The organism is Elusimicrobiota bacterium, from assembly GCA_028718185.1.
GTDB lineage: Bacteria > Elusimicrobiota > UBA8919 > UBA8919 > UBA8919 > JAQUMH01.
In genome coordinates this window covers 108,340-125,607 of the sequence record JAQUMH010000007.1, presented here as the reverse complement: position 1 = coordinate 125,607, position 17,268 = coordinate 108,340, and the positions used below count along the sequence as shown (strand labels likewise).

Sequence of the window (17,268 nt, the reverse complement as noted above, 5' to 3'; positions counted from 1 at the left end):
AAGCGACAAATGAATTAGATTTGTCGTTCGGTATAAAAAGTATCGGCAGGATAAGAATGAATGTTTTTAGACAGCGGAATTCAGTAGCAGCTGCTTTAAGGACAATACCTGAAAAAATACTTACATTTGAGGAACTTGGATTACCGCCGGTGGTATATGATATCATGCGTTTTCAAAAAGGGCTGGTTCTTGTTACAGGTCCCACCGGCTGTGGTAAGACAACTACACTTGCATCAATGATAAATTTTTTGAACGAACATATACAGGGACATATAATGACTATTGAAGACCCTATTGAATATGTTCACCAGCACAAAAAATGTATTATTAACCAAAGAGAAATAGGTTCAGATACTAATTCTTTCCCGACCGCACTTAAATATGTTCTCAGGCAGGACCCTGACATAATACTAATTGGTGAAATGCGCGATCTTGAAACAATTTCGGCAGCACTTACAATTGCTGAAACCGGGCATCTTGTTTTTGGTACTCTTCATACAACAGATGCTCCATCGTCAGTAAATAGGATTATAGACTCTTTCCCGCCGCACCAGCAATCACAGATAAGAAGCCAACTTTCATTTACTTTACAAGCGGTTTTCACACAACAACTTTTGTTAAAATCAGGCGGTATCGGAAGGGTTTTAGCTTGCGAGGTATTAGTGGTTACAGCAGCAGTAAGAAACTTAATTAGAGATATGAAAGCAGAGCAGATATATTTATCTATGCAAACCGGTGGAAAATATGGTATGCAAACGATGAATACTTCCCTTTTTGATTTGATTTCAAGGAAGCAAATAACACAGCAAGCAGCATTGGAAATAACATCCGATGCAGAAGATTTGAAACGGCTTTTACAGAAAAATACTGTAGGAATATAAAAATAATAATATTGTTAAAAAAGTTCTCAATAATGTCATTGCGAGCCTGCCTGCCGGCAGGCGATAGCGAAGCAATCTTGACTTATCGGGATTGCTTCGTCGCAGAGCTTCCCGTCAATGACTAATTACAGTCTTTTTTAACAATCTTAAAATGAAGATTAGGAGATTAAACTATGCCATTATTCGCTTATAGGGTACGAACCACTTCAGGAGAAACGACACGGGGAACAATAGATGCACCTGACCAGACAACTGCTATCAATAAATTGAGAGGACAAAAAGTAATTGTTTTAGAAATTAATCTTGCCAAAAAAAATCCTTTTGAGATGTTGAACAAATATAATCCGCTAAGACCAAGAGTCAAGGCGAAAGATCTTGTTCTTTTTTCAAGGCAGCTATCCACCCTTGTTTCTGCAGGTGTACCCATAGTACAGGGACTTACAATACTTACCGAGCAGATAGAAAATCCTGCATTTAAAAAAGTAGTTGATGAAATTGCAGAAGATATCAAAGCAGGAATTTCAATTGCAGAAGCGATGAAAAAGCAGCCGGAAGCTTTTTCGGAGTTATATGTTGCTATGATAAGAGCCGGTGAAGTCGGCGGTATTTTAGATGTAATTTTGGAACGCTTATCTGCATATTTGGAAGCTGCAGATGCTTTGAAAGGGAAAGTAAAAGGCGCACTTATGTATCCTTCAATAGTTGCGGTAATAGCGGCATCAGTTACAGTGTTTTTGCTTGTTGTCGTTATCCCGACATTTCAGGAAATATTTTCAAGTTTTGGAGCTGACCTGCCTCTCCCGACTAAAATATTAATTGCTATATCAAATCTGTTAAAACGATATATTATACTTTTGATTTTAGGAGTAATTGGAATAGCTGTTGCATTTGTCCAATATTATAAAACAGAAAAAGGTAAATTTCAGATAGATGCTATTTCTTTAAAAGTTCCATTGTTCGGTGAAATGCTAAGAAAAGTTGCCGTTGCAAAATTCACGAGAACTCTCGGGACACTGGTTAAGTCAGGTGTTCCCATATTGCAGGCACTTGATACTGTTGCGCAGACAGCAGGTAATAAAATTATTGAAAGAGCAATTCTTCAGGCAAAAGAATCAATAAGGGAAGGTGAAAAAATAGCAGACCCGCTTAGAAAATCACAAGTATTCCCGCCTATGGTTATTCAAATGATTTCGGTAGGTGAAGAAACAGGAAATTTGGATACAATGCTTAATAAAATCGCAGATTTTTACGATCAGGAAGTAGATGTAGCTGTTAAAGGGTTAACTTCTATGATAGAGCCCATTGTTATATGTGTAATGGGTATTGTCATAGGTGCAATTGTTATTGCAATGTTTATGCCTATGTTCTCTATGGGTGCACTTGCAGGAAAAGCAGGATAAAATGAGTTTTGATACCCTGATAAATCGGGGTCGTGTTCTCGTTCGGTGCAGTGGCTCCGAACTCCGAGCACAGAAAACACTTGACAAAATTAAGAGAATATGTTATTATATAAGTGGTTGGGGAAACCCGCCGGAATGTTATAAAAAAAAGGAGGTGAAAAAAAATGAATAAAATAAAAAAAGGTTTTACCCTTATTGAGCTCATGATCGTGGTCGCTATTATAGGCATTTTAGCTGCAATCGCAATTCCTAAATTCGCCGACCTGATCAGGAAGTCAAAAGAGGGAGCAACAAAAGGTTCTCTTGGTGCACTTCGTTCAGCACTTACCATTTATTATGGTGAGATGGAAGGAACATATCCAATGCCGGGAGTAGCTGAAAATGCCCTTACTACTGAATTCAGTGCAACAACTGGTCCATTTTTAACAAAGTATCTAGACCAGTGTCCTACAGTAAAATTGGGTATTGCTGCTGTTGCAGACAGTAATGCATGTTACTTTAATAGCACCGATGGAGTTGGTATAGGTGCTAATGAAGGTGTATGGTGGTATAAAGGTGCTACCATAGGTGAGATGCATGTTTATGTAAACAACAGGACAGATACCAAGAGTCAGGCTATTACATCATGGTAATAATTTAAATTTTTAATAAAAAAGTCCCTGATTTATCTCAGGGGCTTTTTTATTGACAAAATAAAGGTTTTTATATAGAATACATATTATGAAAAAGGGTTTTACTCTTATTGAGATTATGATTGTGGTTACTGTTATCGGTATACTGGTAACCATTGCAGTTCCTAAATTTACCGATTTAATGCGTCGTGCAAAAGAAGGTTCTACAAAAGGAAACCTCGGTGTTATACGTTCTATTGTAAATATATATTATGCTAAAAATGAAGCATTTTATCCCCCATCACTTGAAAAACTTGTTACAGAATATATTGAACAATTACCGGTAGCGAGAATAGGTGCATATGGACATCCGGACAGAAGAGGTGAAATAACTGCAACGGATGACTCAAGTTTATTCGCTGGCTGGGTTTATCCTGATTCAACATCACATAATTTTGGGAAAGTGTGGGTTAACTGCACACATACTGATACAAAAAGAGAGACAATAAGCGCGTGGTAGAATTATTATTATTTGTTCTTGGGTCACTTTTTGGTTCTTTTGCTAATGTTTGTATAAGACGGCTTCCTTACAGAAAATCCATTGTAAAACCTCCCTCGCATTGCCCCAAATGTTTAATTCCGATCAGATGGAGAGACAATATTCCGATATTAAGTTTTTTACTTCTTAAAGGAAAATGCAGGAATTGCCACACGGCTATTTCTCCTGAATATCCGGTAGTCGAATTTTTAACAGGAATATATTTTTTAGTATCTTATTTGTGTTTTGGGATTTCCACTATTTTTTTTATTTCTGTTTTGCTTGGGTTTTATCTGATTGTAATTTCGTTTATTGACATACACTTAAAAATCATACCTGATGTTTTTTCTGTCTCACTGTTAATCATAGGGCTTATTTTAAGTCCTTTTAATCCTGTATTAACTTCTGGGATTTGGATAAAAAATAGCTTTCTAAATTCTTTATCCGGAGCGATTTCCGGCGGATTACTTCTTTATCTTTTGGCACTAATTGGTTCAAAAATCTATAAAAAAGAGGTAATGGGCGGAGGTGACATAAAACTTATATCTGCAGGTGGGAGTTTTTTAGGCATTAATAATGTTTTTACTGCATTATTTATTGCTTGTTGTATAGGTGGTTTTACAGGTCTAATTTTAATTGTTTTTAAGAAAAAAAAATCCTCAGATTTTATTCCATTCGGTCCCTACATATCACTTGGCATCCTGATTATTTTCTTCGCTAGCCATTTTTAATGTACTGTCGGATAAGTCCCTTTTATATTTGCCAATGCAAATTTCTTACTTGTCATTGCGAGTGAAACGAAGCAATCTCGGTTTTCGAATAACATGTTTTGTGAAGTAATCTAAGTTTCTGTCTCAAGAAGTGAGATTGCTTCCCACCACTGAACCGTTGGCGGGCAGGTGTCACTTTGCTTCTCACAATGACACCTAAATGTAAATAGGGGCACTACTCTAAATATTTCTTTACTCCAAAAAACAAAAATAATAAATATAAAATAATTATTGAAGGAGCACGTAGAAAATCTCCTTTTAATATCATATGCATAGTATAATTAATTAGTGGATTATATTCGCCTTCAGGTAAGTGAATATCAGACGATACAACAGAAAAGATGATTATAAATGAAAGTAATATTAATAAATATAACCCTCTTGTCTTTTTAGCAAAACCGGCAAAAACAACAAGAAAAGGAAGCATAGGTAAAAGTATTCTTGGACCGATAATTTCACCGCCATTTATATTCCAATAAGATGCACAAAGAATAAAAAAGTAAATAATAATTGTCGAGAAGAGAAAAAATTCCTTTTTGTAAGTTGAATAAAAGGTTTTAACACCTAAAAAAACAAAAATCAACCATGGCGAGTAGAAAAACAGACCTCTATATGAACTAATAGTTATTTTAAAAAAATTATTAAAATTAAAGGTTGTTATCCCAAATAGTCCTTTTGACATTTCACTTCTAAATTGTGAGACAGATTCGTAATTATAACCGATAAGGAACGGATTTCCAAAACACAATTTGTTGTAAATACCTAAAATCAGTAAAGATGGAATTATGCCAGTAAGATATTTTCCAATTGACTTTTTGTTTGTACAATAAATATAAACTGTAAAATATAAAAATACCGGAATGACGGTATAATCTGAAATAATTGCTAATCCACATAATAAACCTGAATAAAAGTAATTGTTTTTGTTAAAAATCAGAAAAAATGAAATAAATAAATATAATGAGACAATTTGATATGGATAAAATACAAGTGAAAAAGGGAAAGCAATTGTTGCAAGTGAATATGCGATTAAAATTAGTTTTGCAGTTTTTTCTTCTATTGTAATCGAAAGTAGAAACTTATAAATATAAAATACAAGGATTATAGTGGGTATTGCTGAAAACAAAACCGCAAAAATATATCTATATGCGGGTTTTGGTGCAGGGGGAAAGTTAAAAATCCTCAAGACAGCATAAACGGGTACAGCAAGCAACGAGATACCGGGTGCTTTATCGGTATAATAATGACCGTCTTTGTATGCCTTATCAATTGTAAGTTTTTCATATTTATCAATGTTAAAGGTATGGGTATCAACTATTGAATATGTCAATGCAAGACGGCTTCTTTCATTATCATCAGAAGTTGGAGGTAAAAATAAAAGATAAGAAAAAAATAAAATAATAAGAACTAATTTATTTTTTTGGAATAGATAAAACATTAGTTAATTTTATAAAACTGGCTATTGATACTGTTTCTGCGCGACAAAAAGGTGATATATTCGCTTCTAAAAGTTTCTTTTGTATTATAGTTTTGTTTATATCAAGTTCCATAGAAAGGGAGTTTAATATAGTTTTTCGTCTATGAGCGAATGCCGATTTAACTATTTTAAAGAATCTTTTTTCGTTTGTTTTTTTAATAAGCGGTTTGCTTAAACGTTTAAGTTTTACTACTGTTGATGTTACCTTTGGTTTAGGAAAAAAGCAGGTATTGGAAACGTCAAAAATCTTTTCTACCGTACAAAAGACCTGGCAAGCTATTGACAGGATTCCATAATCGTCGGTCCCGGGAAGAGCTTTAAGCCGTTCTGCAACTTCTTTTTGAACCATTAAAACGGCGGTATCCCAATTATCCAAATGTAATATTTTTCCAATAATAGCGGATGAGATATAATATGGCAGATTTGCAACGAATTTTAATTTTTTTATTCTCGGAGGCGTCCATCTAAGAAAATCTTTATTTATGATTATTATATTGTTGTTATTTTCAAATTTAACGGAAAGATTATTTGTAAGTGTTTTATCAATTTCAATTGCAATTACTTTTTTAGAAATATTTCCTATTTCTTCTGTAAGAATCCCGTTTCCCGGTCCTATTTCGATAATAGTATCAGATGGTAAAATATCTGCTGATGCTGCAATTTTACGTGTTATGTTTTTATCTACAAGGAAGTTCTGTCCAAGGCGGGTTTTCATTCCAATTCGACGTTCCAGTAAACATTATCGATAAACTTTTGCCAGGATGCTTTAATTTTCATTCCGGACTTATAGCATAAGGAAATAGGTCCTTTCCAATCAGGTTTTGACGGTTTGATTAAGAGTTTCATGCCTGCTTCTTGAGGAGTACGATTCGCTTTCTTTAGATTGCATGGAATGCACGAAATAACTACATTCAGCCAATCAGTTGTTCCATTGCGGCTTACAGGGATTACATGTTCAAGGTTAAGTTCACTGGTTGATTTTTTCTTGCCGCAATAACAGCATTTATATTTATAATGTTCATAGATATTTTTTCTTGTAAATTTTATGTCCATTGGAGGGAGTTCATCGTAAAATTTTAAAAGAATTACCTCAGGTATGGCAATTTTGAATGAAGGCGTATGAATATATCCGGAAGAATGGTTTGTTATGTGTTGGGAAATATCTTTCCAATTGGAAAACGAATATAGATTATATTCTTCGTCAACAACGCTAGCGTGGTCAATGTAAAGCAAAGAAAACGCTTTTTGCCAAGTCGTTATGTGAATAGCATAAAATTTTTTATTTAGTACTAATACATCTGACATAATAACACCATCACGCTGAATACCGACCTGCCGTAGTAAAAGTTAGCTATTTTGAAACTGCCGTCATTGCGAGCGTAACGAAGCAATCTTAATTTTTGTTCGGGACATGTTCCATGAAGCAATTTCATGAGATTGCCGCGAGCCGACAAATCGGCTCTCGCAATGACAACTTTAAACTGACTTAACAGAGCAGAAATATTTAATACTTTTAACTATTTTACCTTTTTATTTTTTCTTGTCAACAGACAAGCAAGTTTTATCGCTTCTATCATTGATTGAGGGTCAGCAATTCCTTTTCCTGCGATGTTATATGCGGTGCCATGACCCGGGGAAGTACGGATAAAGGGGAGTCCTACTGTTACATTTACTATTTTATCAGGTTTTAGTAGCTTAAGCGGTACCATTGCCTGGTCATGATACATACAGACAATTAAATCATGTTTGTTATTTTTAATAGCAATATCGGAATTTACAGGTCCTGAAATATTTAATCCTGCTTTTTTTAACATTTTTATAGCCGGAATAATTATCTTTAGTTCTTCATTACCTACAAGACCTTTGTCGCCGCAATGGGGGTTTAATCCGCATACAATTACGCTAGGATTTTTTATATCATATTTATCTTTTATAAAAGAATAAACAATTTTTATGCTTTTTACGATATTTTTTATGTTTAATTTTTTTGCTACGTCTTTTAACGGGATATGTCTTGTCAGGAGAAGTATTTTTAAATCATCAGCGACCATTAACATTTCAAATTCTTTTATGCCAAAATTTTCGGCAAAGAATTCTGTGTGTCCTCTAAATCTGCCGAATGCTGATTTTGAAACAGGACTTGTAACTGTCGCATCAATACATCCTTTTTTTAGTAATTCTATAGTTTTATTTAAAAGAGAAATTGCTGCTTTGTCGCTTTTTTTAGAGGGTTTACCAGGGATAAATTCCAATTTGGTATGTGACGGCAGAAAATTTGTATCTATAACAACAGGTTTACAAATTTTTAATATAGATTTGTCTAAGATTGCTTTTTTTACGATTTCACTACCAATTCCGGAAGGGTCACCGATGGTAATAGCAATTGTTGGTTTGAACATGTTCTACTTTTCAGTTATGGATATAGTTGACTTACTACGCAGGTCTTTCATATATTTTTCATATTGTTCCTGGTTTTGCTCACCCATAAGATACTTTTCGAGGTTATCTTTAACTTGTTCAAAAGTCCTGCTTAGTTTTGCCTGTTTACTATCAATCTTTAGTATATGATAACCGAATTCTGTTTTAAAATAATCGGAAATATCGCCAACCGGCGTTTTAAACGCTACATCCTCAAAAGTTTTGACCATCATACCTTTTACGATGAAACCCAAATTACCGCCGTCTTTAGCACTGCCGGGGTCTTCAGAGTATTCTGATGCGAGTTTTGCGAAGTCTTCGCCTTTTTTCAGTTTTTGCTGCACTTCTTTTATTTTATTTAATGCCAAAGACTCATCTTTTATGGATGCATTCTTTTCACAGCGAATAAGTATATGCCTTACAGAAACTTTTTCAGGTTCATCAAATTTATCTTTATTTTTCTCAAAGTATGTTTTTAAATCTTCGCCCGTAGGTTTGGTTGCTTTGGAAACTACTTCAATGTCCAGTAGTTTGTTAATCATCAAATCTTCACGAACTTTATCGCGGAACTGTGCCATTGTAAGGTTTTGCCTTTTCATCTCAGCATTAAATTCGACTTCTACTTCAACAGGGGTAAGAACTTTATCGCCCTTTTTCTTAAATCTGTCCTTTATAAGTTCTATACCATTTTCCAAATCTCTTTTACTGACTTTAATATCTTTTTTCTTAGCTTCCTGCAGAAGCAATTTCTGATCAATCATCTGGTCAAGGAATTCTTTTTTAATTTCAGCAATTTTTTTATCCAGTTCTTCTTTCTTCAATTCCTCGCCATATTTACTTTTAATTTGCTCTATCATGGGAGTTATTACTTCATCAAAGTCTGCCTGTAAGATAACATCATCATTAACCTTAGCCATTATTTTGTTTATCGTGCTTGCATGAAGGCAGGTTAATGATAAAATATAAAATAAAACGGGGGAAAATAAAACCCAACTCCAATAACTACCTTTATTTTCTTTTTTGTTTTGTGCATATCTTACAATATTCATTTTTTCTCCTTATTCAATATTCAAGCGAAGCAAGGAACTAACCACGTTATTGAGTTATAGGGTTATAGAGTTTTAGGGTCTTATCGTTTTAATTCTATAACTTTCATTTATTTGCTAGTGTTGTTTAATTTATTCTCTTGTCCAAAATTCTTTGAAAGCAATTCATAGTTTATTTCCGGTTTATATTGTTTAGAAATATCTTCCATCCATTTATCAAGTTTTTCTTTTTGAATGACTTGCTTTATTTCAGTTTCAACTTCTTCTAATTTTTTAGCTTTGAGTTGTTTTTTATCGGTAAGTTTTATTATATGGAAACCCAGCGGGGTTTTTACTACATCCGAAACATCACCGATTTTTTTAATATTATATGCAGCATCCTCAAACTCTTTTACATATTGCCTCTTGCCAAAAAAGCCTAAATCTCCGCCTTTTTGGGCTGTCATTTTGTCAATTGATAATTCTTTGGCAAGCTTTTGGAAATCCTCACCTTTTTTAATGCGTTCTAAGATATTTTTTGCATCATTTTCTGTCGGTAAAAGGATATGACTTACTTTAAGTTCCGATGGATTTTCAAAATCGTCCTTATGCTTTTCATAATAATCTTTGACTTCCGTATCACCTAAGGCAGTTTTTTCTTTGACAAACTCATCAACTAAGGTTTCGTCTTTTAACTTTATGTAATTATCTTTCAACCGTTTTTCAAGTTCAGCTAAATTTTTCTTTACTGCAGGTCTGTTCTGGATACCCTGCTTTTTTGCAGCAATAAGAACCATTTTTTCTTTTAACAAAGCGTCTAAATATTGCTTGCGGCCAATATCTGTTGATAAGTAGTCCTGAAGGTTAGGAGGCGCGCTCTGTAGCATCTGTTGGAATTCAGAAAGTGTGATTTTTTCACTGCCTACTTTTGCCAGTACTTTCTCTGATTTGTTTGAACAACCAAAAAGAAAGAAACTAAAACTCAAAAAAACAAAAATCCACAATAAACTGATATAATCAGTTTTTTTGGCACTTAAATTACTTCTTAGTATTTTCACAGTACCTCCAATTAAATAAATCAACAAGCAATTAATTCAAAACTGTTACACGCCTGCGATTCATATTACATGCGGCGAGTATACCAAATTATTTAAAAGATTGCAATAGGTTTTTTATAAAAACAATATTTTTTTTATGAGATAATGATTCCTCAAAAAATATTTCTACTAAGTCATTTTTGATAAATCTGAATTTTTTATTTTTTAATATAGAGAGAATCTTTGAGGGTTCTATTGTTGTGTTTTTAGAAAATTTAATCATAACAGATGAAGGAGAGGATGTTATCTGCAATATTGCAAGTTTTTTTGCCATAAGGCGTATTTCTCCTATAGCCATGAGGTTTTCGACTTCATCAGGGACCCTGCCAAAACGGTCTTTCATTTCTATTTTAATCTCGTTAAGATTTTTTAAGCTATCCGCTGTCAGAATGTTTTTGTAAAATCCAATTCTTAATGCTTCATTGTTTATATAATCTGACGGAATAATAGCATCTACCGAAATGTCAATTTTTGGGATTATTTCTTCTTCTGTTTTTATTCCCTTGATTTCGTTTGAATGTTTTTCAAGAAGTTTTAAATACATATCAAAACCTATCGAATCAACACAACCATGCTGTTTTTTACCTAATATCTCTCCGGCACCTCTTATTTGCAAATCTTTCAGTGCAAGACGGAAGCCTGACCCTAAATTAGCGAATTCTTTTATTGCAACAAGGCGTTTTTCGGCTATTTCAGTAAGTTCTTCCGTTTTGTAGAATAAATAACAATATGCTTTCGTTTTTGACCGACCTACGCGGCCGCGCAACTGATAAAGTTGACTTAATCCAAAGTTTTCTGCTTCTTCAATAATAATAGTATTAACATTAGGAATATCAAGACCTGCCTCTATAATGGTGGTGGAAATCAGGCAATCAAAATCTTTTTTCAAAAATCTTAACATTTTATTTTCAATTTCTTTTGGCGTCATTTTGCTGTGCAAGAAATCAAATTTTACAAAAGGAAATGTTTTTTTTAAATTATATAGACACTTCTCTATTGTTCCAATTTTATTGTGTATATAAAAAATCTGACCACCGCGGGAAAATTCATGCATAACTGCATTTTTGATAATTTGTTCATCATATTCTAAAAGATTAGTCTCAACAGATTGTCTACCGGCAGGCGGCGTTTCTATTGATGACATATTTTTTATTCCTGAAAGAGCCATTGAAAGAGTACGGGGTATGGGAGTTGCAGTAAGGTATAAACAATCAACATTTTTTTTGAGAGATTTTATTTTTTCTTTATCTGCAACACCAAAACGGTGTTCTTCATCAATTATTAAAAGTCCTAAATCACTAAAAGAGATATCTTTGCTTAATAACCGGTGAGTACCGATAATTATATCAACTTTACCATTTTTCAATTCTTCAATAATTTCTTTTTGTTCTTTTTTTGTTTTAAATCTAGAAAGAGTTTTTAATTTTACAGGCCAGTCAGCAAACCTTTCTAAAAACGTTTGTTCGTGTTGTTGGACAAGAATAGTAGTCGGTGCCATAAGGCATACCTGCTTACCTGATAGAACAGCTTTCAATGCAGCCCTCATTGCAACTTCTGTCTTACCAAAACCGGTATCTCCGAAGATACACCTTTCCATAGGGAATTGACCGGTCATATCGTTTTTAACGTCATTAATTGCTTTTATCTGGTCAGGAGTTTCTTCGTAAATAAATTCATTTTCAAACTCTTTTTCATATTGTGAGTCTTTTAAAAACGGTTGTCTATTAACGTTAAATCTTTCAACATAAATTTGTAATAGTTGTTGAGCTAATTTTCTGGCATTTTCATCGGCAATAACTCTTGTTCTTTCCCAAGCGGTGTTGTCAAGTGAGTTTATCTTTGGCGGTTTTTTACTAAGGCCAAAGTATTTTTGCAGTTTTTGAAAATCATTAATGGGAACAAATAGTTTGTCATTATTAGCATACAGGACGGATATGTATTCTGCAGTAATTTCACCGGAAGTTATTTTCTTTAAACCGTCATAAATACCTATTCCGTACTTTTCATGAACAACAAAATCGCCGGTTTTAATATCTGAAAGAGTTTCTAACGGTGTCCCGATTTTTTTGAAGAATTTAGATGTGCGGATTCTCGATTTATATCTGGAAAATATTTCGTTTGTAGTAACAAAAACAATTTTATCATCATCAATGATGAACCCGGAAGAGAGTTGTCCTATAAATATAAAATTTTTAAAGTCAGTCCCTAAAGTTTCAGATAAATGGTTCTTCTCGCCTTCATTGTTAGCTACTATGAAAACTTCAAAATCTTCTTTTTGCCAATTATAAAATTTTTCGCTAAAAAGTTCTAAGTTGCCGTTAAATTCTGATATAGGTAAGTAAGAAACAACATCAGAATCTGTAAAAGTATGCATGGTATGCACACCATTATCTATTCTTTTATTTGCAGTGTCCATATCATGTTTTAAATATTCAAGAATAGTTACTTCTTCTTTTTCTTTAGCAGGTATTATTTCAGTTTCATTAACTTCAGATACAGAACGCTGATTGTTCGGGTCAAAATATTTTATTGTTTCAATTTCGGTTATATTAAAAACGAACCTGACCGGTAAATTAAAGGTTACTACCCAAATATCAATAATTTCACCCCTTATTGAAAATTCGCCGATATCTGTAACTATGTCAACTCTCTCGTAGCCATTTTCTGATAGTTTTGAAACCAGAAAATCCTGATTTATTGTATCACCTTTTTTAATTTTTATTATTGCTTCTTTAAAACTTTCAGGTGAAAATATCTTTTTATCTAATATGTTGGCTGTTGTACATAAACAGATTTTTTCATTCGGAATAATCTGGGAAAGTGTTTTCATTTCCAGGTAAATATTGTTTTCGGGAAAAACAGCAACCTTAAGCGGCGGTTGTCGTAATATTCTTGAAATGGTTAAAATATCTTGAGATACATCATCAGCATCCTCATCATTTTTCATTAGAATAAGAATGTTGTTATATAAATGTTGTTTTTTTATAACAGAATAAGCTAAGGCGCCGGAAAGTTCAAGTGAGTTTAACATTTTACTATAATACTCCAAAACGAAGGAGTCCCGCTTTGCGGGATTGAAGAGCCTGAATTTGCGACCTATACCCAACAGGAGCAAATGTTAGAGCGACCGCAAGGGAGCGTCTCAAAAAAATTTGCTCCCGAGTGTTAATTTTGCTACACATTCAACATGTGCAGTTTGTGGAAACATATCTACAGGTTGAATTTCCACAAGTTTATACTTTTGAGAAAGTATTTTTATGTCTCTTGCAAGCGTTGCCGGATTACATGAAGTGTAAATAATATTTTGCGGTTGAATTTTCAATAGTATATTAAGCATTTCTGCTGAACATCCTATACGCGGAGGATCTAATATGATTATATCGTTTTGGGAAAAATTCATTTTTTTCAAAGTGTAATCGGCATTACCCCTGATAAAATAAGCATTTTTTATTTTATTAATTTTTGCATTTCTTATTGCATCTGAAACTGCGGAAGATACCTCTTCAATCCCGGTGCTTTTTCTGCAGTAAGGCGCCAGGTATAATGATATACCGCCTACTCCCGAATATACATCAATAATATTTTCATTACCTTTGAGCTGGCAGAAGTTTTTAATAGTTTCATAAAGTTTTTCTGTTTGCTGTGTATTTATTTGAAAAAATGAAGTTGGGGAAATCTCAAAAATCGTATTTCCTATGTTTTCTTTTATAGTATCTTTGCCGAAAAGATTAAAATTTTTAATACCCAAAATAACGTTGGTTTTCTCATAATTTATATTTTGATAAACTGATACTATTTCCGGGAACCTTTTTGTTATTCTTCCGACTATTTCTCTAATATGAGGTATAAAATTTATTTTTGAGACAAATATAAGCATAAATTCATTAAAAGCGAAAGATTGTCTCAAAATTATATGTCTTATAATTCCATTTCTTTTATCTTCATTATATGGTTGAATCTTATATTCATTTACTAAATTTCTTATTTCTGTAATTATTTCATTAGCTTTTTGTGACTGTAAAAGACAGTTTTTAATATCAACAATGCGGTGTGATTGCGGATGGAAAAATCCCAGAGTAATTTTTTGCGGTTGACCTCCAAAGGGCATTTGTACTTTATTTCTGTACTTAAACTGGTTATTTGATGGTATTATTTTATTAACTTTTATATCAAAAAAACTCTGGACTATGGCAGTTTTTAATTCAAGCTGGTTTGCGTAGTTTATCATTTGAAGATTACAACCCCCGCAATGAAGACAGGTTGCATAAGTATTTTTTGACGAAAAGTGATAGGGGCATTGAGGGTTCGTGCGATAGCGGGATGGGGAAATTACGGATATAATTTTTGCGCGGGCAAAGTTTTTTTTAACTTCAGTTATTTCAACAAGTAACTTGTCCTGAGGAACTGAATAAGGAATCATTACAACAAGTTTCCCATATGAGGCAATTCCATCACCACCAGTTATAATTTTTCCAATTTCAACATCTATCTTTTGTCCGACAGTAATCATTGTAAATTATATCAAATTTTCAAGAGCTTCTTTACCAGTCATTCCTAATTCTATACCAAAATCCTTTGCTTTTGAAGTCAACGCAACTACTTTTGCTACTAATAGGTCATCTACGGTTTTTACACCTCTTACCATACATGCTGCATCATCCAGTTTTTCTGCGGTCTCCATATTTAAATACCCGCACATAACAAAACCTTTGTCTGCCTGGACAAAAACCAGTACTGCGTTCTGAAATGGAATTTCAATACCCGTAGCTTTCTTATTGCCGATTTTAACTTCAACACTTTTCATAAATTCCTCTTTTTAAAATACAAATTATTAATATACAAATCATTTTAATTTATTTTTCAGCAGTTCGTTAACTAATTTCGGGTTGGCTTTACCTTTAGATTTTTTCATTATTGCACCGACAAGAGCTCCAATTGCCTGCTGTTTACCGGATTTGTATTCAGCAACAGCTTTTTGATTTTCAGCAATTGTTTCATTAACAAGTTTTTCAATTTCCTTCTCATCGGAAATCTGGATTAGTCCTTGTGCTTTAACTATTTCCGAAGCATTTCTGCCGGTATTAAACATCTGCTCGAAAACTGTCTTTGCAATTTTACCGGAAATAGTACCACTTGAAATAAGTTTTATCATTTCAGCGAGATTTTCTGAAGAAATAGGGGAGGAATCAATATCTTTATTTTCAGAGTTAAGTTTACCCAGTAATTCAGTAGTAATCCAGTTGGCTAGTTGCTTCGCAATCAGCTGGATGTTGGACGTGGGAAGAGGAAAGTAGTTAAGACAATTTTCAAAATAATCTGCAAGAGCTTTCTCAGAAGTCAGAACACCGGCATCATATTCCGAAAGTCCCAGTTTGTCCATAAATCTTTTTTTGCGGATTTTTGGAAGTTCAACTAAATTTTTTCTAATTTCTTCAAGAAGTTTTTCACCAACTTCAATCGGTACCAGGTCAGGTTCAGGAAAATACCGGTAGTCATGGGCTTGTTCTTTAGAACGCATAGAAATAGTAGTACCGGATTCTTCATCCCAGAGCCGTGTATCTTGAATAATTTTTTCATTCATCTTCACTGCATTGTTTTGTCTTTCAATTTCATAATTTAGTGCATCGCGGATTGCTTTGAAAGAATTCATGTTTTTAAGTTCTACTTTTACTCCAAGTTTTTTATCTCCGGCAGGACGAATAGAAATATTAGCATCGCATCTTAAAGAACCCTTCTCCATGTCACAATCAGAAACTCCTTGATATTTTAAAATTGTTTTTAAATTGGTAAGATACTGATATGCTTCTTCAGGAGAAGAAATTTCCGGTTCTGATACTATTTCCAGGAGAGGAATTCCTGTTCTGTTTAAATCAACCAGGGAATAATTCAGTTCCTGGGAACCGATAGAATGTAAAAGTTTTCCGGCGTCTTCTTCAAGATGGATTCTTGTTATTCCTATAGGTTTAGTTTTATCATTAATTACTATTTCTAAAACCCCTTTTTCACAGAGTGGAAGTTCATATTGTGATATTTGGTAATTTTTCGGTAAATCAGGATAGAAATAATTTTTTCTGGCAAAAATAGAATGTTTTGCAATTTTACAATCGGTTGCAAGTCCGGTAAGAATAGCAAATTCAACGGCTTTTTTATTTAAAACCGGAAGAACGCCGGGTTGCCCGGTACATACAGGGCAAACATTTGAATTCGGCTCACTGCCAAATTCAGTTGAACATCCGCAAAAAAGTTTTGATTTCGTTTTTAGATGAACATGAACCTCAAGTCCGATAACTGTTTCATAATTTGACATAATTACCTCATAACACTAAAGCGTTCTATGGTTTCCCTCAATTCTTCGGGATTATGTTTCCCTTAATGCTTAGGGATTATGTTCTCGTTCGGTCCAGTGGGTCCGAACTCCGAGCATTAACTCGTTCGGTCCAGTGGGTCCGAACTCCGAGCATTAACTTATGTTCTTGAGTTCTTGTGTTATTTATGTATAACTATAGGAAGACATTAGAACATTAGAACAGAAGTACATTTAAGAACAGAATAACTTTAGAACATTTTTATTTTAACTCACGGGCGACCTTTTCTAATACTTTTAAGTCAGTTGGATATGTTAAATATTTTTTTACTTTATTTATGTTTATCCATCGGATTAATAGAATTTCAGAATCGTGTTGACCTGTTTTTTTTAAAGGAGTCATTAAGAACCATTTAACTTTTTTATTTATGATTTTATGTTGCCGCATAAAATCATATTTTACATTTCCAATCGGTTTAATTATTTTACAAGCATAGCCGGTTTCTTCTTCTACTTCCCGTAATGCAGTAGTTTTGGTTGTTTCACCCTTTTCGATACGTCCTTTTGGGAATGTCCAAACGACTTTATCTTGTAAATTAATAACTTTTACAATTAAAACATTTTTGTTTCTTATTGTTATACCGCCTGCTGCAAATTCTTTCATTTGTAGAATTATACAAAATTAATTTAGTTAAATCAATTGACTTTGTTCAGTCAATTTTATAATATTATACAAATAGGTCAAGT

General features: G+C 33.4%; 16 protein-coding genes. 5 read left to right on the top strand and 11 right to left on the bottom strand.

Going from position 1 to position 17,268, the window contains the following annotated elements; all coding sequences use genetic code 11:
- From PHE88_09545 to PHE88_09525, 5 genes are all read left to right on the top strand, one after another.
- On the top strand, nucleotides 1–881 hold an 881-nt coding region (locus PHE88_09545), incomplete at its 5' end, for a PilT/PilU family type 4a pilus ATPase (protein MDD5688059.1).
- 173 nt (nucleotides 882–1,054) lie between these two features.
- Complete coding sequence (locus tag PHE88_09540; protein MDD5688058.1) at nucleotides 1,055–2,281, top strand: type II secretion system F family protein; 1,227 nt, start codon at nucleotides 1,055–1,057, stop codon at nucleotides 2,279–2,281.
- Nucleotides 2,282–2,445: 164 nt separating this feature from the next.
- Entirely contained in the window at nucleotides 2,446–2,913 is a 468-nt protein-coding gene (locus PHE88_09535; GenBank protein MDD5688057.1) for a prepilin-type N-terminal cleavage/methylation domain-containing protein, read from the top strand.
- An 88-nt stretch (nucleotides 2,914–3,001) separates the two neighbouring features.
- Nucleotides 3,002–3,412, top strand: a complete 411-nt coding sequence (locus PHE88_09530; GenBank protein MDD5688056.1) for a type II secretion system protein — start codon at nucleotides 3,002–3,004, stop codon at nucleotides 3,410–3,412.
- Nucleotides 3,406–4,161: a prepilin peptidase gene (locus PHE88_09525; protein MDD5688055.1), complete on the top strand. Its 756-nt coding sequence runs from the start codon at nucleotides 3,406–3,408 to the stop codon at nucleotides 4,159–4,161. Before PHE88_09530 ends, PHE88_09525 begins: the two co-directional genes overlap by 7 nt.
- Before the next feature lie 214 nt (nucleotides 4,162–4,375).
- Here PHE88_09525 and PHE88_09520 read toward each other — a convergent pair whose 3' ends face one another.
- From PHE88_09520 to PHE88_09470, 11 genes are all read right to left on the bottom strand, one after another.
- A complete protein-coding gene (locus PHE88_09520) occupies nucleotides 4,376–5,638 on the bottom strand; it encodes a hypothetical protein (GenBank protein ID MDD5688054.1) in 1,263 nt (420 codons plus the stop codon).
- Nucleotides 5,613–6,392 carry a 16S rRNA (adenine(1518)-N(6)/adenine(1519)-N(6))-dimethyltransferase RsmA gene (gene rsmA, locus PHE88_09515; GenBank protein ID MDD5688053.1) on the bottom strand — a complete coding sequence of 260 codons (780 nt, stop codon included), beginning with the start codon at nucleotides 6,390–6,392 and terminating at the stop codon, nucleotides 5,613–5,615. Before rsmA ends, PHE88_09520 begins: the two co-directional genes overlap by 26 nt.
- The gene (locus PHE88_09510) at nucleotides 6,389–6,982 is read right to left on the bottom strand and encodes an HNH endonuclease (protein MDD5688052.1); all 594 of its coding nucleotides are present in this window, start codon (nucleotides 6,980–6,982) and stop codon (nucleotides 6,389–6,391) included. Before PHE88_09510 ends, rsmA begins: the two co-directional genes overlap by 4 nt.
- 212 nt (nucleotides 6,983–7,194) lie before the next feature.
- Complete coding sequence (locus PHE88_09505; GenBank protein ID MDD5688051.1) at nucleotides 7,195–8,076, bottom strand: 4-hydroxythreonine-4-phosphate dehydrogenase PdxA; 882 nt, start codon at nucleotides 8,074–8,076, stop codon at nucleotides 7,195–7,197.
- 3 nt (nucleotides 8,077–8,079) lie between these two features.
- Nucleotides 8,080–9,144, bottom strand: coding sequence for a peptidylprolyl isomerase (locus PHE88_09500; protein ID MDD5688050.1), 1,065 nt, complete (start codon nucleotides 9,142–9,144; stop codon nucleotides 8,080–8,082).
- A gap of 107 nt (nucleotides 9,145–9,251) precedes the next feature.
- Entirely contained in the window at nucleotides 9,252–10,178 is a 927-nt protein-coding gene (locus PHE88_09495) for a peptidylprolyl isomerase (protein MDD5688049.1), read from the bottom strand.
- A gap of 88 nt (nucleotides 10,179–10,266) precedes the next feature.
- Nucleotides 10,267–13,248: a transcription-repair coupling factor gene (gene mfd / locus PHE88_09490; GenBank protein ID MDD5688048.1), complete on the bottom strand. Its 2,982-nt coding sequence runs from the start codon at nucleotides 13,246–13,248 to the stop codon at nucleotides 10,267–10,269.
- Between the two features lie 111 nt (nucleotides 13,249–13,359).
- The gene (gene rlmD, locus PHE88_09485) at nucleotides 13,360–14,727 is read right to left on the bottom strand and encodes a 23S rRNA (uracil(1939)-C(5))-methyltransferase RlmD (GenBank protein MDD5688047.1); all 1,368 of its coding nucleotides are present in this window, start codon (nucleotides 14,725–14,727) and stop codon (nucleotides 13,360–13,362) included.
- Between the two features lie 6 nt (nucleotides 14,728–14,733).
- The gene (locus tag PHE88_09480) at nucleotides 14,734–15,021 is read right to left on the bottom strand and encodes a DUF1805 domain-containing protein (protein MDD5688046.1); all 288 of its coding nucleotides are present in this window, start codon (nucleotides 15,019–15,021) and stop codon (nucleotides 14,734–14,736) included.
- Nucleotides 15,022–15,060: 39 nt separating this feature from the next.
- Nucleotides 15,061–16,524, bottom strand: coding sequence for an Asp-tRNA(Asn)/Glu-tRNA(Gln) amidotransferase subunit GatB (gene gatB / locus PHE88_09475; protein MDD5688045.1), 1,464 nt, complete (start codon nucleotides 16,522–16,524; stop codon nucleotides 15,061–15,063).
- Between the two features lie 259 nt (nucleotides 16,525–16,783).
- Nucleotides 16,784–17,185, bottom strand: coding sequence for an NUDIX domain-containing protein (locus PHE88_09470; protein ID MDD5688044.1), 402 nt, complete (start codon nucleotides 17,183–17,185; stop codon nucleotides 16,784–16,786).
- Nucleotides 17,186–17,268 lie beyond the last annotated feature (83 nt).

Coding starts and splice junctions, on each gene's coding strand:
- PHE88_09535 (MDD5688057.1), top strand. CDS start 2,446: ATGAATAAAATAAAAAAAGGTTTTACCCTTATTGAGCTCATGATCGTG.
- PHE88_09480 (MDD5688046.1), bottom strand. CDS start 15,021: ATGAAAAGTGTTGAAGTTAAAATCGGCAATAAGAAAGCTACGGGTATT.
- PHE88_09530 (MDD5688056.1), top strand. CDS start 3,002: ATGAAAAAGGGTTTTACTCTTATTGAGATTATGATTGTGGTTACTGTT.
- PHE88_09510 (MDD5688052.1), bottom strand. CDS start 6,982: ATGTCAGATGTATTAGTACTAAATAAAAAATTTTATGCTATTCACATA.
- gatB (MDD5688045.1), bottom strand. CDS start 16,524: ATGTCAAATTATGAAACAGTTATCGGACTTGAGGTTCATGTTCATCTA.
- rlmD (MDD5688047.1), bottom strand. CDS start 14,727: ATGATTACTGTCGGACAAAAGATAGATGTTGAAATTGGAAAAATTATA.
- PHE88_09470 (MDD5688044.1), bottom strand. CDS start 17,185: ATGAAAGAATTTGCAGCAGGCGGTATAACAATAAGAAACAAAAATGTT.
- PHE88_09520 (MDD5688054.1), bottom strand. CDS start 5,638: ATGTTTTATCTATTCCAAAAAAATAAATTAGTTCTTATTATTTTATTT.
- PHE88_09505 (MDD5688051.1), bottom strand. CDS start 8,076: ATGTTCAAACCAACAATTGCTATTACCATCGGTGACCCTTCCGGAATT.
- mfd (MDD5688048.1), bottom strand. CDS start 13,248: ATGTTAAACTCACTTGAACTTTCCGGCGCCTTAGCTTATTCTGTTATA.
- PHE88_09500 (MDD5688050.1), bottom strand. CDS start 9,144: ATGAATATTGTAAGATATGCACAAAACAAAAAAGAAAATAAAGGTAGT.
- PHE88_09540 (MDD5688058.1), top strand. CDS start 1,055: ATGCCATTATTCGCTTATAGGGTACGAACCACTTCAGGAGAAACGACA.
- rsmA (MDD5688053.1), bottom strand. CDS start 6,392: ATGAAAACCCGCCTTGGACAGAACTTCCTTGTAGATAAAAACATAACA.